This is a genomic window from Acidicapsa ligni, assembly GCF_025685655.1.
Lineage (GTDB): Bacteria > Acidobacteriota > Terriglobia > Terriglobales > Acidobacteriaceae > Acidicapsa > Acidicapsa ligni.
Genome location: NZ_JAGSYG010000007.1, coordinates 74,232 through 94,055 on the forward strand (window position 1 = coordinate 74,232; position 19,824 = coordinate 94,055).

Sequence of the window (19,824 nt, forward strand, 5' to 3'; positions counted from 1 at the left end):
CCGATTCCGATGGTTCCGATAGGCCTTCGGAACGTCATCCCATACTCATTTGTATGTCGGCCATATATTTGCAAAGCCAAACGCTTGCAGGGCCAAAAGCAGCAGAGAGAGTATTCACCGGAGTAAAATAATATTCGTATGGCTGCTCTTTTTGTATTTGGGAGAACATCCAAAACATAGAGTTGCTGAATTGGTCGATGCTTTCATCAATTTTACGCAATTTACGCATTGTTTTGGATTTACCTGTGGCAGTGATAAGCTCTTCAAAAATCAAGACTTATTGCTAATAATTTTGAAATCAACAGCAAATCAATGAGAGGCATCCATGTACCCAGAAATTATGGTCATCCCCATGCGCGAAGAACTTTCCCGCGCCGGAATTCAGGAAGCACGTACTGCCGAAGAAGTTGACGCGGCGCTTGCCAAGCCAGGCACAACGATGCTGGTCGTCAACTCCATCTGCGGCTGCGCTGCCGGAAAGATGCGCCCCGGCGTCCGGCTTGCACTACAGCATCCGACGCTCCCTGACCAGAGCGTTACCGTATTCGCTGGCCAGGATCGCGAAGCCACCGACCGTGCTCGTTCCTATTTTGAAGGACAACCACCAACATCGCCAGCCATCGCCATCCTCCGCGACGGCAAGCTTGTCTACCTCATGCAGCGCTACATCATCGAGTCCAGCACAGCTCCCCAGATCGCTGGTGAACTCGTCCGTGCCTTTGACGAGCTCTGCGCCAAAGCAACGGCATAAGCCAGGCAACTGCACAAGTTAGCTCCATGCAGAAAATCACATCTGCAAACAGGAAAGCCTCCCAATCGGGAGGCTTTCCTGTTTGCTCCTAACCGAATCAGTCGCCATCCGAGGCTAATGGCAGCGCCTGCACCTTGCTGTGCTTGATAGAGTAGCCAAAATAGATAATCAGCCCAAACAGAAGCCAGACTATCATCACCACCCACGTAATAATCTCCAACTTGGTCATCAGGTACAACGCAGAAATGATGCCGAGAATTGGAACGGCTGGCACAAATGGTGTCTTAAAGGGACGCTTCATATTTGGATGCCTGACTCGAAGGATCCAAACGCCGGCACAAACGATTGTGAAGGCCAGAAGCGTGCCTATATTCACCAGCTCTGCAAGCCTGTCGATCGGCAAAAATGCCGGCATGAACGATACGACGACTCCGACAAGGATCGTCGAGATATAAGGCGTGCGGAACTTCGGATGAATCGCTGCAGCCCACTTCGGCAGCAGCCCGTCCTTGGCCATTGAAAAGAAAACTCGGGATTGGCCCAGGAGCATCACCAGCATCACCGTGCCCAGGCCGAAGACGGCGCCGATTTTTACAATCAGCGAACCCCAGCTAACTCCGGTCACGTCAATGCCCAGCGCCACGGGAGCCGCCACATTGAGCGCTTTGTAGTTCACCAAGCCAGTCAACACGGTGGCCACCATGATGTAGAGGATGGTGCAAACAACCAGTGAGCCCAGAATGCCGATGGGCATATCCCGTTGCGGATTCTTTGCTTCCTGCGCTGCTGTCGAAACAGCGTCGAAGCCAATGTACGCAAAGAAGATCGAAGCCGCTCCTGTTGCAATACCGTTCAACCCAAACTGCCCATGTCCATCCGATGGCGGAATGAAGGGATGCCAGTTCAACCTGGCAAGTTCCGGATGTTTGATCAGGAAGCCAATGCCCAACACCAGGAAGATACCCACGATCGCCAGCTTCACAATCACGATTGCTGAATTCAGATTTGCCGATTCCTTGATGCCGATCACCAGAATCGTCGTGATCACCAGCACCACCAGCATGGCCACCAGGTTGAAAAGACCGGTTACGTGCGGCAGCCCCGCATCACTTATTCCTGGAGGAAGCGACATCCTATCCATCCAGGCCCCTTTATATTGCACCAGCACATTGCCCGTTGTGGTCGTCAGCGCGGGCGGTATAGAGATGTGCATCTGCTGTAGCAGGCTTACGAAATAACCAGACCACCCCGAAGCGACCGTAGCCGCGCCAAATGCGTACTCCAATACCAGGTCCCAGCCAATGATCCACGCAACCATCTCGCCGAGCGTTGCATAACCATAGGTATAGGCTGAACCGGCAATCGGAATGATCGATGCAAACTCCGCATAGCAGAGCCCCGCAAAGGCGCAAGTGATGCCGGCCAGAATAAAGCTCAGCGATACAGCCGGTCCGGCGTGCTTCGCTGCAGCCTGTCCGGTCAGCACAAAAATTCCAGCACCGATGATCGCACCGATTCCCAGCGTGATGAGATTCAATGCCCCCAGCGATCGTTTGAGCGTGTGCTCGCCTTCTTCACCCGCCTCTTGCGACAACATGGACATCGGTTTAATTCGCAGTAGCCTTGACATGTATGAGGGCACTCCTCCTCAGTTGTTGATTTCAGATTGAATTAGACCGTCCGACGATACATTCTTCGAACGCTGCGACCAGAAAATATAAACGGGAATCCCCAGTAAGACAATAATCAAACCCGGCCAAGTGTACTGAGGCTTATATCGCAATAATACGATACAGATCCAACCCGCCATCGCGATGTAAACAGCAGGAAGCACCGGGTAACCGAGAGCCTTGTAAGGCCGTACAACATCCGGCCGCTTCACACGAAGTACAAACAAGCCAAGCAGCGTCAAAATGTAGAAAAGTAGCACTGCAAAAATAATGTAGTCCAACAACTGCCCATAAGAACCGGATATACACAGCACTGCCGTCCACACAGCCTGCACAATCAGACCTGCAACCGGTGTCTTGTACTTCGGATGCAGCTTACCAACAGATTTAAAGAATAGCCCGTCGCGACTCATCGCGTAATACACACGCGCGCCCGCCATTGTCATTCCATTTGCGCAACCAAAGGTAGAAATAAGGATCGCTGCAGCCATAAGCGAGGCCCCAATGCCACCGAAGATCTGCTCCAGCGTTGCAGTTCCAACCCTATCCTCAGCGGCATATTGCACGCCTCGCGCCAGCACCGTCGCACCATGAGGATCGCCATGCAGTGGCAGCACCAGCATGTACGCCACAGAGACCAGAAAATAGACCGTCAGTACGAACCCTGTTCCCAGGATCAACGACAGAGGAATATTTCGCTTTGGATTCCGTACCTCACCCGCAGTAAAGGTGATGTTGTTCCAGGCATCCGCGGAGAAGAGCGACCCCACCTGAACCACCGCCAAAACGATCGCCATGTTCACCAGAATGCTTGGGCCGCCGATACCAACCTGTACCGGGTGCAGCGAACCCCAACTTGCGTTTCGCCAAAGCGCGCTTAGCCCCGGCCCAAAGTTTGCAGCCCACGCTACTGGATTGCGGCCAACGGTAAAACCCAGCACAACCAGCGCCGCCAGAGAAAGCCCCTTCGCCGAGGTGAACACGTTCTGGATCATCGCCCCAATCTTCATCCCAAAGATGTTCAGGAACGCCAGCAGAAAGACAACGACAATGCCCACCAGATTAGCGGTACTCACGCCAATCTCCATGTTGCCGAGTATCATCGGTCCTACTCGAACCGCAGGTACATGCGCAATATGCCAGAGCCAGTGCGTACTCGATATGCTCGGGAAAAATACGCCGAGAAACTTGCCAAACCCCACCGCAACGGCCGCAATCGTCCCCGTTTGAATTACAAGGAACAATGTCCATCCATAGAGAAATCCGCACAGCGGCCCCAGAGATTCGCGGAGGTAGACATACTGGCCGCCGGCCTTGGGCATCATCGCGGCCAGTTCGCCATAGCTCAGCGCGCAGATCATGGTCATGATGCCGGTTACGACCCAGGCTGCCAGCAGCAGTGCAGGAGAATCAGTCGTCCGCGCGATATCTGCGTCCACGATAAAAACGCCGGACCCGATCATGGACCCGACAACAATTGTGGTTGAACTAAAAAGTCCTAAAGACTGCACCAGTTGTGGACTGGAGACAGCGGCGGCCTCACGAGATTGAGATGCAGTTGGGGTCGTCACTTGGATTGGTTTTACCCGAATTGAAACAAAAAGTCTTCTGCTTTCTTTGAAGGGGCCATATCCCTAAAAAGATAAGCAATTCAAGCTACTTGAAATTCCGGTTATTATTTAAACCAATGTCGTCCGTACAAGGCAACATCTAATTCTAAACAATAGATTTATCTCAGAATCGCCATCCACCGCAAAAACTCCTTTGCGGGGTCATCATTCCGAAACAAAGCAGCCGCTACAGCGACAGCATCCGCTCCCGCCTCCAGAATTGCAGGGGCGGTGTCCAGCGTAATTCCCGCCGCAGCCACCAGAACGGGTTCCGACCCGGAAAACTCACGAAATCGCCGCACTCCCTCGATTCCGATCGTCGGCGCCGAAGTCTGCTTTGTCGTAGTGGTAAATACCGGCCCGAACGATACATAGTTCGCTCCCTCAGCCACCGCCGCCCTCGCCCCGGACTCACCGCTTGCCGACGTGCCCGCCGACGTCCCTACGATACGCTGCGGACCAAGCAGAAGCCGTGCATCGGCTATGGGAATGTCCCCTGCATCCACATGAGTTCCATCGAAACCTGCCGCCAGTGTTATATCCACGCGATCGTCCAGGATCAGCTTCGTCTCAGGCATTGCTGCCCGTAACACCCGCGCATCTGCGAGTACTTCTGCGTCTGTCCCGTTCTTGTTGCGATACTCCAGCAAGCGGACCTCGGCACCAGCGAGCGAGCGACCTAACCTATCCAGAAATACGGCTCTATCTACGAAAGGAATTATAGAAGAATCAAGAATGGGATAAACCTTAGGCAACCAATCACGCATGCCTCAAGATTACATCGCTCGGCCCGGGAGATGTTTCAGTCGCAAAGAAAATCGGCCCCTCATGGAGGAACCGACTCAAGAACAAGATCAAGAAGCAAAGATCAGGAAACAAAAATGGGGAAACAGGGCATACTAGCTGCTCGGAGCAACCCGATTCGCCAGGAACCGCTCCATAAACTTCGTATCAAACTTCCCTGCCCTGAAATCCGGATCCTGGAAAATCTCTCGATGCAGTGGAATCGAAGTATCAATTCCCTCCACCACAAACATTCCCAGCGCTCGTTCCATCTTCTGCATTGCCTCTTCGCGATCCTTGCCATGCACAATCAGCTTGGCAATCAGCGAGTCGTAGTATGGAGGCACAACGCCCTCAGCATACTGCGCTGTATCCACGCGAACACCATTTCCGCCCGGCAGATTGAAGACTGTAATCTTCCCCGCGGATGGCGTGAACTTGATCGGATGCTCCGCATTGATACGGCACTCAATCGCATGGCCGCGCATTTCGATCTTCGCAGGCAAGATCTCATCCAACCGCTCACCTGCGGCAATCCGTAACTGAGCCTTCACCAGATCAACGCCCGTGATCGCTTCCGTCACCGGATGTTCCACCTGGATACGCGTATTCATCTCGATGAAGTAGATCGAGCCATCCTCGTCCATCAGAAACTCGATCGTACCTGCGTTCTGATAGCCGATATCTTTCAAGCAACGCTTCAAGGTCGCCGTCAGCTCCGCGCGAATCTTCGGAGTTATCTGTAAACTCGGCGCTTCTTCAATCAGCTTCTGATGCCGCCGTTGAATCGAGCACTCGCGCTCAAATAACACTTCGACATTGCCATGCTCATCCGCCAATATCTGGAACTCGATATGCCGCGGCGTCTCGATGAACTTCTCCATGTACATCTCGCCGTTGCCAAATGCATTGGCAGCCTCGCTTGACGCAGCATGATAAAGATTGGGCAACTCCTCAGCCGAACGAACGATACGCATACCGCGTCCACCGCCGCCTGCCTTGGCCTTTAGAATAACGGGATAACCTACCTTCGCCGCCCATGCAAGAGCATCATCCGCATCGGCAACAACACCGTCTGAACCCGGCAAAATCGGCACCCTGGCGGCCTTCATCGCCTGACGTGCTTTTTCCTTCTCGCCCATCAATCGCGTAACTTCCGGCGGAGGTCCGATGAACTTGATATTTGAAGCTCGGCAAACTTCGGCAAAGTTTGCATTTTCGCTCAGCAGACCGTACCCAGGATGAATTGCATCCACATTGGCAATTTCGGCCGCAGAGATCACCGCAGGCACATTGAGATAGCTGTCGCCAGGCCTGGGCGGGCCAATGCAGATAGCTTCATCGGCAAAACGTACGTGCAACGAATTACGATCTGCCTCGCTGTAAACAGCAACGGTACGAATGCCCATCTCTTTGCAGGCACTGATCACGCGCAGCGCAATTTCGCCACGATTAGCAATTAGAACTTTACGAAGCATGGGCAACTTACGATATCCGAATAGCAAAAAGTGGTTGGCCGTACTCAACCGGCTGGCCGTTATTAACAAGACGCTTCACTATCTCACCTGTCGCGTCGCATTCAATCTCGTTCATCAGTTTCATCGCTTCTACAATGCAGATCACCTGGCCCTTTTCGACCCTGTCTCCATTGGAAACAAACGCCGACGAACCTGGCGACGGCGACTCGTAAAAAGTCCCAACGATGGGAGACTTCAAGATGTGCAGATTCTCTTCTTCAGCAGCAGGAGTCGCGGGCGAAGCAGCCGCATGGACATGCCCCACAGAGTCAACCGGCGCAGCGTAACTCACGCCTGCAGGAGCAGCCTGCGAGCCCAGCAAGCGCGCCAACGTCGCCATATCCACACCCTGCGCCGGCACAACAGGAGCTACAACCGCCGAAGCGAATTTCAATCTCACCTTGAAATCGCCACGATCCAGGTCAAACTCGGCGATCTCGTTTTCCTTCAGAAAAGCGATGAGCTCTTTCAGCTCTTCAATTTCGTCTTGTTTCATACTTGGCTCTTGCTCTCCAGATCTTTACTGCTTCAGCAAAAATTGCGCCTGACTTAAACGGCTATCATTTAGCCGGACTGCCCTCAGTGAGAATAAAACGGTAGTCCCCACCCTGAAAACGAGATTCACACGCGGCCTGATAAACCGGGCTGTGATACCAGGTCTTCGCCTCTTCGTAGCTGGCGAACTCAAGGATGATGATATCTTCTGTCGCAGCCCCCTCCAGAACCTCGTGCCGCCCGTGAATGGCGCGCACCGTAACTGGAAACTCCTCAAACGTTGGAGCGGAGAGCTTCTTGTATTCTTCCAGCTTAGCTGTGTCCCGCGTCTTTTCGCGCGTGATTACGATATAAGCAGACATTCCGTTCTCCTTGAAATTCCCTACAGTTCGATCAGCGCCTTTGGAGACGGTGTCAGCACCTGCCCGCCCGTCCTCGTCACCGCTACCATATCCTCAATACGAACGCCAAACTCACCTGCAAAATACGCACCAGGCTCAATCGTAATTACCATGCCCGATGCCAGCTTTGTCTTCTGCCCCGCACCAATCCTCGGGGCCTCATGAATCTCAATTCCCACACCATGCCCGGTCGAGTGGCTGAATGCTTCCGCCATCCCTGCACCACGCAAAATACTTCGCGCCGCCTCATCCACCGCGCCGCATTCCGCGCCCGCAATCACTGCCGCGACACCCGCCTCCTGCGCAGCCAGCACCGCCCCGTAAACCTCTCGTTCGCGGGCACTTGGCTTGCCTAGACAGACCGTACGGGTCATATCTGAGCAGTAACCTTTGAGGATAACACCGAAGTCGAGTGTAAGAAACCCACGCCGAGGCAGTCGCGCCGAGGTTGCCCGGCCATGCGGCAATGCCGAACGCGCCCCCGAGGCCACGATACTCTCGAACGACATTGCCTCCGCACCACGCACCCGTGCCTGGTACTCCAACTCGGCTGCCACAGTAGCCTCAGTCAGCCCCGGTTGAATGAACCCAAGCATGTGGTCAAACAGACTACAACCAAGCGCCGCAGCTTCAGCCATAATCGCCAGTTCATCTTCATCCTTGAGCCAGCGCAGAGCCTCCACCAGAGGACTCTCCAGTGGCACCAGCAGCTTCCGCCTGAGCTTTCCAGGCAGCGCAGCTTTCAGCCGCTCCAATTCCGCCACCGAAGTATGATTTGAATCGAACCCGACAACTCCCGTTTCGCCCGCAGCCTCAGTAACCTGCACGGCTAACCACTGCACGGCAGCGATAGCCGGAGACGAAGACACGATCTCCACCTTAGCCCCCGAAACCTCCTCAGCGGCCTGTGTTGTATAGCGCCCGTCGGTAAAGAGTCGTACTGCCCTCCGAGTCATGGCCACGGCAGCATTCGACCCGGTAAATCCACAAAGATAGCGGACATCTGGCAGATGTGTAACCAGCAGTCCCGGCAGGGATGCCGAAGCCATTTTCCGCCGCAAAGCCCCAATGCGTTTTGAGTAATTCATCCGGATAGGTATATCACGCGGCGCACAGGCAGAGCAGCACTCGTCGACTCGATTGTGCTGCGAAATCTCGTCCCAGAGCTACTTACGCAAGAGTTGCTGCAGAACGACAGCTTCGTTATGCTCTTCATCCCTTGCGCCATAGAGCAATGTCGTCGTTCCCTTCTCGACCTGCTGCCTCAACAATAAAACCTGCTGACTATTCTTCTTTAATTCATCGATATAACGCGTTCTAAATTCTTCCCATTTAACAGGATCGTGAGCAAACCACTTACGTAACTCATTGCTGGGTGCTATTTCCTTCATCCAGATATCTACCGCGGCTTTCGCCTTGGTCAGACCTCGTGGCCAAAGCCTGTCCACAAGAATTCGAATGCCATCAGCCTCGCCCGGTTCTTCATAAACCCGCTTGATCTGAACGTGCATTCGAATGTCACCTGCCTTCAAACGCTAGATGCTACAAAGCGTAAACCTTGAAAGACTGTGCGATATGGTTTACAGCTATCAACCGTGGCCAAAATTTATAGGAAAAGAAAATCAAATATCAGTAAGCAGCCTTGACCGGCTTCCGCGTTTTGGCAGAAACCTCTGGTTCAGCCATAGCCGTCATCTGATCCGACTGCCGGTCCATCCATTCATCCAGGCGCGAACGCTTGAACCGCCAGCGGTTCCCAAGCTTGAACGCAGGCACAAATGCTTCCGATGCATATTTATACAAAGTATCCGGCGATATACCCAGGTAATCCGACGCCTGGCGAATGTCCATCACCTCGCGAATCTCAGGAACCAGCAGGTTGGACTTGGCAGCTTGACGCATCAGAAAGTCTCCAAAGAAAGCTTGTTCACATACGAGAAAGGTCTGGGGGACCGAACTGCTCTTGTCCCTGTATACCCCGGAATCACCCGCAGATTCAAGGCTTTTCCGGTAATTACCCCATTATTTCCGGTAATCGAGCTTCATCTGCTAACAAGTATTTGCAAATTGGCGCAGTCAGCTTCCAGCCGGTTGGGGTGTCGAGAGATTCTGGCCCAACCCGTAGTACAAGTATGCCGAATGGTGCAACCGCCCGATCCGGCTTATATTTCAAATCGTTGGAATGCCCAACTGACCGCATACAAGGGGCACAATTTCCCCTATTCCAGGGTTTTCCGATATCGAAAAGCATCCATGCCCCGGCCATAAAACTCCCGGTCCATCCCATATCGAACGAAGCCATGCCCCTCATAGAGTGCGAGCGCGTCCAGATTGTGCGCCGCCACATGCAACTGAATCGCAGAGCACATTGCCTCACGTGCGCTCATTTCCACCCGCTCCAGCAAAGCCCGGGCTATACCCATCCGCCGAAAAGCAGGCAGCACTTCTATCGTCCATAAGTACGCGGCAGAATCCTTCACCCCCGTCGCATCATCGAACTCACCCGCGACGCCTACCATTGCAAACCCCGCGCAGACCTGGCTCGCGATCCCCAGCCACGTCCGGCAATTCGGATCCTCACTCAAGGAGCGCATCAGCGCCCGGCTAAATCGCAGCGGCGGAGCAAAACAAACCCGCTCCACCGCGTACAACGCAGGCAGATCAGAAGGGATAAACAATCGGGTCGATGTACCAGGCGCGTCGGGCCCGGCGATGAGAGGCTTCACATTTATTAGGATAGCGGAAACCGCATTCCCACCCGTCAGAACGCCTCGTTTTAATTACAGACGAACAGTATCGCTCACCCAAAACAAAGGAGCCCACCGAAAATCGACGGGCTCCTCATGCCAAAACCATAGCTGATTTAGACCTTGGCTTCCAGGTCCGTAATCACATCAAAGAATCGCTGATCGAGGCGGCGATTCGTAGCAATCGCTTCCTTGATCGTGATGTCTGTAATGTCTGTGCCGCGCAATACTGCAATGCGGCCCCACTTCTGCGCATGAACCATGTCGATTGCATGCAGACCATACCGCTGCCCCAGCAAACGGTCATATGCCGTAGGAGAACCGCCCCGCTGCGTATGCCCCAGATTTACTGAACGCGTTTCGAAGCCGGTCTTTTTTTCAATCAGATCAGCAAGCTTCTCGCCAATACCCGACAGGCGCGCATGTCCGAACGAATCCACTTCTGCCGACCCCGTCACCTGCCCGACCTCGGGTAAATGGCAACCTTCAGCTACAACTACCAAACCGTAGTGCTTACCGCGATCGTAGTTATACTTCAGCAGAGCCGACACATGATCGATATCGATCTCCTTCTCGGGAACCAACACCACGTCTGCACCACCAGCTACGCCAGCCGCATATGCAATCCAGCCCGCATCGCGGCCCATCACCTCAATGACCACGACACGATTGTGCGAATCGGCCGTCGTGCGAATACGATCCACGGCCTCCGTTGCAATTGATACCGCAGTATCAAATCCGAACGTCGCATCCGTGCCGTTGATATCGTTGTCGATCGTCTTCGGCACACCCACACCCGGAATGCCAGCATCGGTTAGAGCCAATGTCACCGACTGCGTGTCGTCGCCGCCGAGGGCAATCAAGGCATCGATCTTGTTCGCCTTCAACACCGCCTCAACCTGCTCAATGCCGCCCGGAATCTTCTTTACGTTGGTACGAGAAGAGTGCAGGATCGTCCCGCCAAGTAGCTGGATTCCGTCAATCCGCTCAAGTGTCAGCGGAATCCAGTTATTATCCAGCACTCCGCGCCAACCGTTTAGGAAGCCGACAAACTCATCGCCGTACTTGTTGATTCCCTTCTTCACTGCGGCATAGATCACCGCATTCAAACCGGGGCAATCTCCGCCACCCGTCAACAGCGCAACTCGCATGCTTCTACTCTCCTGAAAATCCGTGCCTTCACCGCGCACCGAAGCGCTCCAAAAGCATCCCTGACAGTGTACGCGCTCGTTTCCGCCTGCACCATACAGCGGGATAGCATAGTCAAAATCACTCAACAAAAAAGGCCCTCCAGGGAGGGCCTTTCCGCAAGTCTTAAAATCTCTTCTACCTTTTCACTTCGTGTCCGCGGCCATCACGGGCATCTTTACCTTGGAAGGCTGCCCGCTTAGGTGCTGAATGTTTAGAGTTCGATTCGGGGGCCAACCAGAAGGCAGGCATACTTCTTCGCAATCGTCGCCCATTCCTCCTGCGGCCGGCCTGCGACTTCTTCAAAATACCCTTCCATGCCGCTCGGAGTGAACGTCAACAAAACGCGTGACGTCGTATCCGGGAGACTTCTCCAGGCATGTGGAACGCCGCGTGGCACTACAAAGGTCGTACCCGCTGGAGCATCAAAGCGAGTTTCATCACAGACGCACCGAACGCAGCCCTCAAGAACTACAATAATTTCATCTTCATTTTCATGAATATGCATGGGCGGACCGCCAAGGGGAGCAACCATCAACTCCACGACGGAATAGGCGTCGCTAACGTCGGACCCGCGAACGCAGATCGCAGCTTGTTCACCGGGTACGGCTTTGATCCATTGCTTGTCTGTTGGAAATTTAATGATCAGTTTTTGTGTACTCGTGGGAGCTACTGACATACTTTTTTCTTCCTTTTCGAATTTAAATACGCGACAAACACTTTTATTTAACGCGCTTATAAAGAATACGCTAGTAAGGGTTCTTCAATTGCGCCCTGAGTTAACGGCATAGACCTCCGGGTATCACATGGAGGCCTGTGCCGTTAACTGCTGCGACAAGTCGGCGCTAGACAGGCTTTGCGACGAGTAAGTTCACAGGCGCCGAGGTAGAAATTTCCTCTTCCAGCTCGAATCCCGCGGCCAGCAGCAGCGCGCGATATTCTTCCTTCGTTCGTTCGAGTCCACCAAACATCACCAGCATCTGCAGATCGGTCCACTTGCCGAAGTCAAAACCTGATCCATCCGACAACACGAACTCAACTAAGATCAACCGTGCTGTCGGCTTCATCGACCGATGCACTGTCTTCAAAATCGCTGTTGCCTCTGCATCGCTCCAGTCATGAAGTATCCAGCGCATCAGGGTCGCATCCGTACCGCCCGGCACGGACTCAAAGAAGCTCCCGCCAACTGTCCTCAACCGGTCGTGAACGATAGCCTCCGCCACCACGTGCGCTTGATCGAACAGCACGCCGCTGCAGGAAGGATTCGCTTCAAGAATCGATACGATCTGTGTGCCGATTCCGCCGCCCACATCCTCGATGATGGGAAACCTACTCCAGTCATAAGCCGCTGTAATAACCGGTGTCATGGCTTCGCTTAGCGAGCGCATTGTTCCGTTTACAGCAGCATTGGCCTGTGGGTTCCGTCGGCAAAGCTCCCAGAAATCGTACCCATATGTCTTATCGATAGAGCGCTTGCCGGTTCTTACCGAGTACTCCAATTCGTCCCATCCCTCGACCGGCCCGTAGCCTCTTCCCAGGTTATGGAGAACGGTCGGCCACTGTGCGCCTGGTATATTTCTTCGCAGGCAATCACTCGTCGGCGTGTTGACGAATACCTGTGGCGAAGACTGGGAAAAGATTCCAATGCTCTCCAGCGCACGCAGAAGTCGGAAGAGGGCCGATGCATTCGTCTCGGTACGGCTTGCAAGCTCGTTTACAGCCATGGGACCGGCTGCTAAATGGTCTGCTATGCCCAGTGAAGTGGCTAATGCAAGCGACCGCGCCTGCCAGTAGCCGAGGATAATAGATTGAATTTGTTCATGTGGTACTTGCGATGTGTTCTGCAAACTTGCTCCTTGCGTTCTATTGAAAGTTAAAAAACACGCGGCCGGAAGAAGGCCGCCATTTAAAAATCTTCTAAGTCGTATCGATGTATGGCTAATCTTTAAGGCATTGATGGGCAAAAGCCGTATCATTCTGAGCGGAGGCTCTCGTGGCCTTATCGCAAGAGCTGTAGTCGAAGGACCTCTGCGGTTTACTCGATATGGCAGATCTCCAGATTATTTTCATCGAACTCTATCTGATTTAAATTATTTCATATGTCAATACACGCGGGTTTTGCGCTTGAGATAGGTTCGGTTAGTGAAGAGATTTCTGATCTATTTCTCATGCACTCATGAAGGTCCGCTGACGATGTGGCGCGGAATACCAGATCGATGCAGGATGCATCCGAAGGTTGCATCCTGCATCGATCGGCAGGGTAGAGCGCGTTTGCGCTATGGTCTCGCTATCTCTTATCTCTGGTTGACGAATGTCTCAACCGAAGGTGAATGAATAGGCTGCAACGCCTGGTGTTAGAAACTCGATCCTGAAGGTTCGATCCTGTATGTTGCCGTGCTGACGGATCAACTGATAGAGGCGGTCTTCCGTCACGGTGCCGTATCCGGCTGCGTCCGTGTCCACGCCGTGATCTGCGCCGGGGGATTTGCCGTCGATCGTTACGCGGAAGCGAACTGGCTTACCACCCTTCGATGGTCCCAGGACCAGATGAAGATCGCGGGCATGAAAGCGATACAAGATGGCGCTGGATGCGCTGAGTGAAGTGGCGATTTGTCTTTCGTCACGCCAGTTGCCATCGAACGCCCACTCGTTCTGTTTGAAGTCGGCTGGTGCCTTATAGAGCTGCGGAACATCCTGGTTCAGGCCGCCGGGAGATGCAAAGTTCTGCGCTCGTTCATAGCCGACGTAGGTTTCTGGAGATTTCACATCGTTGGAGTCGGGAGCAGCTTCTGCTCCGGTCGCAGCGATATTTATGGAAGCATGCGGTAGAGGTTTGTGATTGGCTTCTTCGAGCAAATCGCGAATCCACTTCTCGGATTCTTCATAGCTGCCCTCACCGAAGTGATGATAACGGACATGTCCTGTCGCATCGATGAAGTAGTGTGCGGGCCAATATTGGTTGTTGAAGTTGCGCCAGATGCGGTAGTCGTTGTCCATCGCAACCGGGTAGGTGATGCCGAGGTCTTTGACTGCTTTACGGACGTTTGCTTCATCCTTCTCGAAAGGGAACTCGGGGGTATGAACACCGATCACGACGAGACCACTATCCTTGTATTTCTCATTCCATGCCTTGATGTAGGGCAGCGTCCGCAGGCAGTTGATGCAGGAGTATGTCCAGAAATCGATCACAACAACTTTGCCGCGAAGAGATGCAGGAGTCAGGGCAGGCGAATTGATCCAGGCAGTAGCACCGGATATATCAGGCATGAGAGTGCCGCCGTCTTTGCTGGCGCTGGCATCCACAGTCGCATTCGCCGCAGGCTTCTTCTGCGGATTGACGGCCATCATCTGATCGTTCGCTGAGGCTAATTCGTCTGATGATGCCAACTGCGGGTTTGTGCTTGGGCTTAGAGGATGGAAGCGATCCACGAGATGCTGCTCAAGATTCGCTGTGCTGGCGAGTGAGAGGCGGGTGAGAATACCGCGGTCGAGACCAAACGCCACCGCGACAACGCCTGCGAGTACTGCAACTCCCAGGATGCGACGAATCCATTCCTCCGCGCCAAGCGAACTTTTCATCGCTGCGAAGACTCGACCGCCAGCCAGGAGTGCGATGGTAAGGGAGGTAGCCGCTCCAGCGGCATAGGCAAGGAGGAGAAAGACGGTATGGATACTTGCTCCGCCAAGAGCTGCGCCGGTGAGGATCAATCCGAGAATTGGTCCAGCACAAGGTGCCCAGAGGAGACCGGTCCCAATACCGAGGAGAAAGGAGTTGGCCGCGCCTGGAGTGGAGCTTGTATTTTGAGAGAATTTGTTCCCAAACTGGACAATCGGGCGAGAGATGCGTTCGGCAAGCGACGAGAAGAGCAGAGTGAGACCGAAGATGCCGAAGAGAACAAGTGCGGCGATTCGACCAAACTGGTTTGCACGGACAGCCCATCCGCCGCCCACCGTGGCGAGGCTGGCGACCAGGGCGAATGTCACGGCCATGCCCGCCAGCAGTGGCAAACCGGTCTTGCGGAAGGGCTGGTCGGAGCGTGCAAATACAAAAGGCAGCACCGGAAGAATGCACGGGCTGAGGATGGTGAGAATTCCACCGAAATATGCCAGTAAAAGCAAAAGCATGATACTCACCTACTCCTTGTCCAAGTGCCACGATACCAGAATGAACGAAAGCCCTGGACTTCGCTAAAGATCAGATTACAAAACCCTCTCACAGGTTACGGGTGGAGGGGCTGCGGTTTACCCGACCGCGGTTCAGTCGGAATACCGGGCAATGTATTTGCCGACAATATCGGCCAAGGGCGACGATTTCCGCGTAATCCGAGTCGAGCATGTAGGGGTGTGCCCAGCTATAGTAAGAGAGTTCCAGTGCCACAGCTTTGATGATGCTTTTGCTGTAAAGTGTTTAAAAAAATCGCAGATAAAGTTAGATCGCAAGAGCGCTTTAACAATACGGATAGAGTGGTAGAAAGCTGCGTATCCAGCTTAATCATTTGTATCAAAAGGATCGAGCCGCTGGCTGCCCCTGAAGCATCACATTCGTATATTCGGGGTGCATAATGCGAGGCAGAAAACATCTCTGGCAGCACTACGAAATAGGAGAAGCGACATGAAACTGCGTATCAATGGTAATTCAATTCGATTGAGACTTCTCCGCTCCGATGTGACGACGTTCATTGAAACAGGCCATATCGAGCGGAAGATTTATTTCTCTTCAAGCGATCATGCTTTTCTGATTTATGCATTGAAGCATGAGTCCGGTTTAGCGAACGTTGAATTGAGACACGAGCAGTCCGAGGTTATCGTCGTTCTTCCGAAGGAGCAGGCAATCTCATGGGCTGAGACGGATCAGGTTGGTGTTTACTCTACAGTCGATCTCGGCAAGCATGGCAGCGTGGAGATCATCGTTGAGAAGGACTTTGCCTGTCTGGATTTGAGTGACGCTGACAATCACGACACCTTCCAGAATCCGCAAATCGATACTGCGTGTATTTGAACAGCTAACCGTATGACAGGCAGAGTTAAATGGATATGTAAACTGGAGACAAGGAATTTCAAGCCAACCTTTTGTGTCTGGCTGGATTCCAATTGGATGAGGTGAATATATGCGAATGATCAAGCATCTTGGATTGATGGCAATTGCTGCTGGTTTGCTTGCTGTTCCTGTTAACAAAGCGGACGCTCAGATATCGGTTGGTATTGGAGTCGCGCCGGTTTGTCCCTATGGATATTACGAAGAACCTCCCTACACTTGTGCGCCTGATGGCTATTACGGCCCCGAGTGGTTCAACGGTGGTGTGTTTATCGGCGCTGGTCCCTGGTTTCATGGACCGAGAGGTTTCTATGGTCATGTAGACCATCACCTTGACTATCGCCAGGGATATCACGGACGAATGCCTGCTCGCGGCGAGCATCCCGTAGATCATCGTGCCGAGTTCCATGGTCAAGCTATGCATGATGCACATGGACACGAAGCACCGCACGGACATCGGTAAGGTTTGAGAAAGCGCAGATTGCGCGATGAATAAGGCCCTCTTTAGAGGGCCTTATTTTCGTTCGTTGCGCAATTTAGTTAATCTAGTCGAAATTCTGTGAAGTCACGATCAAGTTCAAGGCAGAGTGCTTCGACGGCTAATTCATGATCGGCACGCTGTGGCAATCCCGAGACGGTAACCGCGCCAAGGATACCGGCGCTGACGACACGAATAGGAAAGCTTCCACCATGAGAAGCATATTCACTATCCGGTAGCCCATAGCGTTCGAACAGGGTGGAATTCTTCTGTTTCGTTTCCAATCCGACGGCATATGAGCTTCGATGGAAGCGGAGGGTTACGTTGCTTTTGCGGCGTACCCAGTCAATGTTATCTGCTGTTGTACCTGGCAGGGCTGTATAGAAAAGCGGCTGGTTGAAGCGACGCACGTCGATAACGGCAACCAGGTTGCGTTCTACTGCAAGTTGGCGCAGACGTGTACCAAGCAGCCATGCTGACTCTTCACTGAAGCTTGCATATTGTAGCTGCTGCTCCTGAAGTGCGATGCGAACTAGATCTTCTGGTATGGGCATTGGAGTAGTTAAACAAGATCATTCTAGCCATATTCATTCCATCCTGCCTTGAGAATATATTTCTATCGAGCATGTCTGTCTTTTAATCGAGATGGAATGGTGCTGCAGAGGGCGACTGTACCATCTACCGCAGGCACTTCCTGTCACTATGCGAACGATCTTTTGACTTGCGTGCTATTCCAAATATAGAGGTGAAGTTATGCAGATGTTGAAATATTTGGCGGTAGTCGTGCTTGGAGCAGGTGTTTTGCTGATTCCTTTACACAAGGCAGATGCTCAGATTTCTGTCAGTATCGGGGCGGCTCCTGTGTGTCCATATGGTTACTACGATTATTCTCCTTATTCGTGCACACCTGACGGCTATTACGGGCCGGAGTGGTTTTCAGGCGGACGGTTTGTTGGAGCGGGTCCGTGGTTTCACGGTCCCAAGGATTTTCATGGACATGTGGACAATAAGTTGGATGTGAGCCACGGCTATAAGGGCCATTTACCTGCGCGTGGAGAGCATCCGTTTGCCAAAACGAATGACCGAAGCCGCTAACAGTGACCGTTAGCGGCTTTCGTCGTGATGCCTTTGTATCTAAAGACTTAAAGTTACAAATACTTTAGAGTTTCCATATCTTTAACTGGTCGTACGATCGCCCCTTCGACGAAAGTCGATGAGAAAACTTCGGAGCTGCGGAAGCAGATCTCAACACAACGCAAGAACTTCACCGCCATGCCAACTTGCGCATGCAATTCGCGGATTACGCTCGACGTTTACGCACGAGCGACCTCCGCGACAAAGCGCGAGGCCAGCAGCAACTTGGTCATAGAGACGGTATTTGAAGCAGGAAGGAAGAAAATTCTAGCACCATCGAAGGGTATAAAGGGGAAAAGAAAAAAGGTGCGGATCGCTCCAGCACCTTAGTCAGCACCCTCAAAGGCGGGTCTTGATAATGTCACTTGCCATAAACCCTTGTATTGCTTGGATTTAGTGGCGGGGACGACGGGGCTCGAACCCGCGACCTCTGCCGTGACAGTTACGCTAACTGGTTGTATCTAAATGATTTCATGGGCGTTGATGGCTAACTTCAGCACCCTTGGGCATTCAAAAACACTGGGAAAACCGAAGATTCCAAATTTCAGCACCCTCGCCAGCACCCTCACTCAGTTACGCCTCAAAAGTGCCTGACCTCTGCCTTTGTTGGGCAAAGGTCCGTTGATCGAGGTGACTTCAGACATGCGCACCTCCATCGTGCTAGATCCGACCTCGAACCGGTTGTAAAGCATCCGTTCAGCTGGATTCGGGCTATTCGGAGGACCAAGACGACAGGCCCATTTGTCCCTGCTACCCGCCTTTTCCTCTCATGGTAACTCTGTATGGCATCAAGATGCGTTGATTGCCGGCGTGCCGAGCGGCCTGGCTCGCTCCATTTAGGAGGCTTTGAAGGATTACGCAGGATTTTCTCACCGCGCCCGACACCTGCCAGACGTCGGATTCGCGCAGTCACTTCCAGGGGTAGCCGTAGTTAGAACTGGTCTCGATTCCAAACCCATCCGAAGGATCAACAACTGATACCTCGATGTGGTCGACGCCGGTCTTCGCTTCTCGATCGAATTGAACCCGCACCTCAGCAGTCAGTGAAGCCTCACGATCGACACTCTCTCGGCGGTGCTCAACATAGATCAGGGAACCGTCTTCCCGGTCATACGAGGCAGTGGCCGAATCGTCGTAAGAAAGCTTCGCGGTGAACTTCACCTCGAAGCTCATCTCAAACAATGCTTCATCCTCATCGATTTCCAAAATCTCAACGTCGCCGTCATGGGTGATCTGTGTGACATGGACCTCCGCTTCACCATTCTCATCCTCTACCCAGAAGAAATACCCTTCGAACTCTTCCGTGGCTTGTTTCTCGATCTCGGCCATGTGCTTCATAACTTCGGCCCGCAAGTATTCGGCGAATTCATCGTCTGAAGCCACGTGATTCAGGAGGTCGGTCAGCGTCTTCTTGATGTGCAGACGCTCGGCCGCCTCCGAGGATGCGCAAGCTTCTCCGAAAAGTTTGTCGTCGGTCACTACCAACAAATCGGAGTTTTCCCCTTCTGTCCAGCCTGCCAACGCCTCGACCACAAAGGCATCCGGAAATTCGTGCCGCTTGTTCTCGGCAGTACCAAAGGGCGGTTCTGCCGAAAAGTACTTCTTGAATACGTCCTCTGCTGACAGCTTGGTAGCGTAGATCGTTGTCGCTCCGTTCTCATGGAGGAATGTATCAAATTGGTGTGACAAGTCGGCCGCCACTTCATCGTCCTTTGCCTTCACGAGGAGGCTGGTGATGGGCTGCAACGAGGAATTGTGGAGAGCCTTCACTTGGTTCACGAACTGACGATGCAGCAGCAATTCCTCTGCAACCGTTTTGCGAATGCGCGCGTGTACCTCGGCGATCGTGATGTCCGTCAAAATCAGCCGGAGCCGCCCGGAAGCAAAGTGCCTCTTGAGTGATTCGATCTTGTTGGAGTTGAACGAAAAAGCAGACGACACGAAAAACTGCGTGTCGAGGTGCACTGCGTCAGTTACGGGATTGCCAGCCATCCTTCGATGATAGACAAAGCATG

The 19,824-nt window shown here is 53.1% G+C and carries 21 protein-coding genes; 4 read left to right on the plus strand and 17 right to left on the minus strand.

The window, feature by feature from the left end; all coding sequences use genetic code 11:
• Nucleotides 1–34 precede the first annotated feature (34 nt).
• The gene (locus OHL19_RS19980) at nt 35–274 is read right to left on the minus strand and encodes a hypothetical protein (protein ID WP_263359599.1); all 240 of its coding nucleotides are present in this window, start codon (nt 272–274) and stop codon (nt 35–37) included.
• A 51-nt stretch (nt 275–325) separates the two neighbouring features.
• On the opposite strand from OHL19_RS19980, the gene OHL19_RS19985 reads away from it, so the two are divergent.
• Entirely contained in the window at nt 326–751 is a 426-nt protein-coding gene (locus OHL19_RS19985; RefSeq protein WP_263359600.1) for a BrxA/BrxB family bacilliredoxin, read from the plus strand.
• Nucleotides 752–848: 97 nt separating this feature from the next.
• On the opposite strand, the gene OHL19_RS19990 is transcribed toward OHL19_RS19985, so the two are convergent.
• The 14 genes from OHL19_RS19990 to OHL19_RS20055 all read right to left on the minus strand — a co-directional run bounded on the left by OHL19_RS19990 (nt 849) and on the right by OHL19_RS20055 (nt 15,287).
• A complete protein-coding gene (locus OHL19_RS19990) occupies nt 849–2,381 on the minus strand; it encodes an amino acid permease (RefSeq protein ID WP_263359601.1) in 1,533 nt (510 codons plus the stop codon).
• An 18-nt stretch (nt 2,382–2,399) separates the two neighbouring features.
• Nucleotides 2,400–3,992, minus strand: coding sequence for an APC family permease (locus OHL19_RS19995; protein WP_263359602.1), 1,593 nt, complete (start codon nt 3,990–3,992; stop codon nt 2,400–2,402).
• A 158-nt stretch (nt 3,993–4,150) separates the two neighbouring features.
• Nucleotides 4,151–4,798 carry a thiamine phosphate synthase gene (locus tag OHL19_RS20000; protein WP_263359603.1) on the minus strand — a complete coding sequence of 216 codons (648 nt, stop codon included), beginning with the start codon at nt 4,796–4,798 and terminating at the stop codon, nt 4,151–4,153.
• A gap of 132 nt (nt 4,799–4,930) precedes the next feature.
• Nucleotides 4,931–6,292, minus strand: coding sequence for an acetyl-CoA carboxylase biotin carboxylase subunit (gene accC, locus OHL19_RS20005; protein WP_263359604.1), 1,362 nt, complete (start codon nt 6,290–6,292; stop codon nt 4,931–4,933).
• Between the two features lie 7 nt (nt 6,293–6,299).
• Nucleotides 6,300–6,827 carry an acetyl-CoA carboxylase biotin carboxyl carrier protein gene (gene accB, locus OHL19_RS20010; RefSeq protein ID WP_263359605.1) on the minus strand — a complete coding sequence of 176 codons (528 nt, stop codon included), beginning with the start codon at nt 6,825–6,827 and terminating at the stop codon, nt 6,300–6,302.
• 64 nt (nt 6,828–6,891) lie between these two features.
• Entirely contained in the window at nt 6,892–7,188 is a 297-nt protein-coding gene (locus OHL19_RS20015) for a DUF1330 domain-containing protein (RefSeq protein WP_263359606.1), read from the minus strand.
• Nucleotides 7,189–7,208: 20 nt separating this feature from the next.
• Complete coding sequence (locus OHL19_RS20020; RefSeq protein WP_263359607.1) at nt 7,209–8,315, minus strand: M24 family metallopeptidase; 1,107 nt, start codon at nt 8,313–8,315, stop codon at nt 7,209–7,211.
• Nucleotides 8,316–8,393: 78 nt separating this feature from the next.
• Nucleotides 8,394–8,738: a DUF488 domain-containing protein gene (locus OHL19_RS20025; protein ID WP_263359608.1), complete on the minus strand. Its 345-nt coding sequence runs from the start codon at nt 8,736–8,738 to the stop codon at nt 8,394–8,396.
• Nucleotides 8,739–8,856: 118 nt separating this feature from the next.
• On the minus strand, nt 8,857–9,129 hold the full coding sequence (locus tag OHL19_RS20030; protein WP_263359609.1) for a helix-turn-helix domain-containing protein: 273 nt from the start codon (nt 9,127–9,129) through the stop codon (nt 8,857–8,859).
• Between the two features lie 317 nt (nt 9,130–9,446).
• Entirely contained in the window at nt 9,447–9,953 is a 507-nt protein-coding gene (locus tag OHL19_RS20035) for a GNAT family N-acetyltransferase (protein ID WP_263359610.1), read from the minus strand.
• Nucleotides 9,954–10,090: 137 nt separating this feature from the next.
• On the minus strand, nt 10,091–11,125 hold the full coding sequence (locus OHL19_RS20040) for a 6-phosphofructokinase (RefSeq protein WP_263359611.1): 1,035 nt from the start codon (nt 11,123–11,125) through the stop codon (nt 10,091–10,093).
• A 251-nt stretch (nt 11,126–11,376) separates the two neighbouring features.
• On the minus strand, nt 11,377–11,841 hold the full coding sequence (locus tag OHL19_RS20045) for a cupin domain-containing protein (protein WP_263359612.1): 465 nt from the start codon (nt 11,839–11,841) through the stop codon (nt 11,377–11,379).
• Nucleotides 11,842–12,007: 166 nt separating this feature from the next.
• Entirely contained in the window at nt 12,008–13,138 is a 1,131-nt protein-coding gene (locus tag OHL19_RS20050) for an acetylserotonin O-methyltransferase (RefSeq protein WP_263359613.1), read from the minus strand.
• Nucleotides 13,139–13,478: 340 nt separating this feature from the next.
• Nucleotides 13,479–15,287, minus strand: coding sequence for a cytochrome c biogenesis protein DipZ (locus OHL19_RS20055; protein WP_263359614.1), 1,809 nt, complete (start codon nt 15,285–15,287; stop codon nt 13,479–13,481).
• Nucleotides 15,288–15,774: 487 nt separating this feature from the next.
• Here OHL19_RS20055 and OHL19_RS20060 point away from each other — a divergent pair, with 487 nt between their 5' ends.
• Together OHL19_RS20060 and OHL19_RS20065 are read left to right on the plus strand one after the other, a co-directional pair.
• Nucleotides 15,775–16,161, plus strand: a complete 387-nt coding sequence (locus tag OHL19_RS20060) for an OB-fold nucleic acid binding domain-containing protein (protein WP_263359615.1) — start codon at nt 15,775–15,777, stop codon at nt 16,159–16,161.
• Nucleotides 16,162–16,270: 109 nt separating this feature from the next.
• Nucleotides 16,271–16,660, plus strand: a complete 390-nt coding sequence (locus OHL19_RS20065) for a hypothetical protein (protein ID WP_263359616.1) — start codon at nt 16,271–16,273, stop codon at nt 16,658–16,660.
• A 77-nt stretch (nt 16,661–16,737) separates the two neighbouring features.
• On the opposite strand, the gene OHL19_RS20070 is transcribed toward OHL19_RS20065, so the two are convergent.
• Nucleotides 16,738–17,229: a heme-degrading domain-containing protein gene (locus tag OHL19_RS20070; protein ID WP_263359617.1), complete on the minus strand. Its 492-nt coding sequence runs from the start codon at nt 17,227–17,229 to the stop codon at nt 16,738–16,740.
• A gap of 199 nt (nt 17,230–17,428) precedes the next feature.
• On the opposite strand from OHL19_RS20070, the gene OHL19_RS20075 reads away from it, so the two are divergent.
• Complete coding sequence (locus OHL19_RS20075) at nt 17,429–17,770, plus strand: hypothetical protein (RefSeq protein ID WP_263359618.1); 342 nt, start codon at nt 17,429–17,431, stop codon at nt 17,768–17,770.
• Between the two features lie 948 nt (nt 17,771–18,718).
• On the opposite strand, the gene OHL19_RS20080 is transcribed toward OHL19_RS20075, so the two are convergent.
• Nucleotides 18,719–19,801: a PIN domain-containing protein gene (locus tag OHL19_RS20080; RefSeq protein ID WP_263359619.1), complete on the minus strand. Its 1,083-nt coding sequence runs from the start codon at nt 19,799–19,801 to the stop codon at nt 18,719–18,721.
• Nucleotides 19,802–19,824 lie beyond the last annotated feature (23 nt).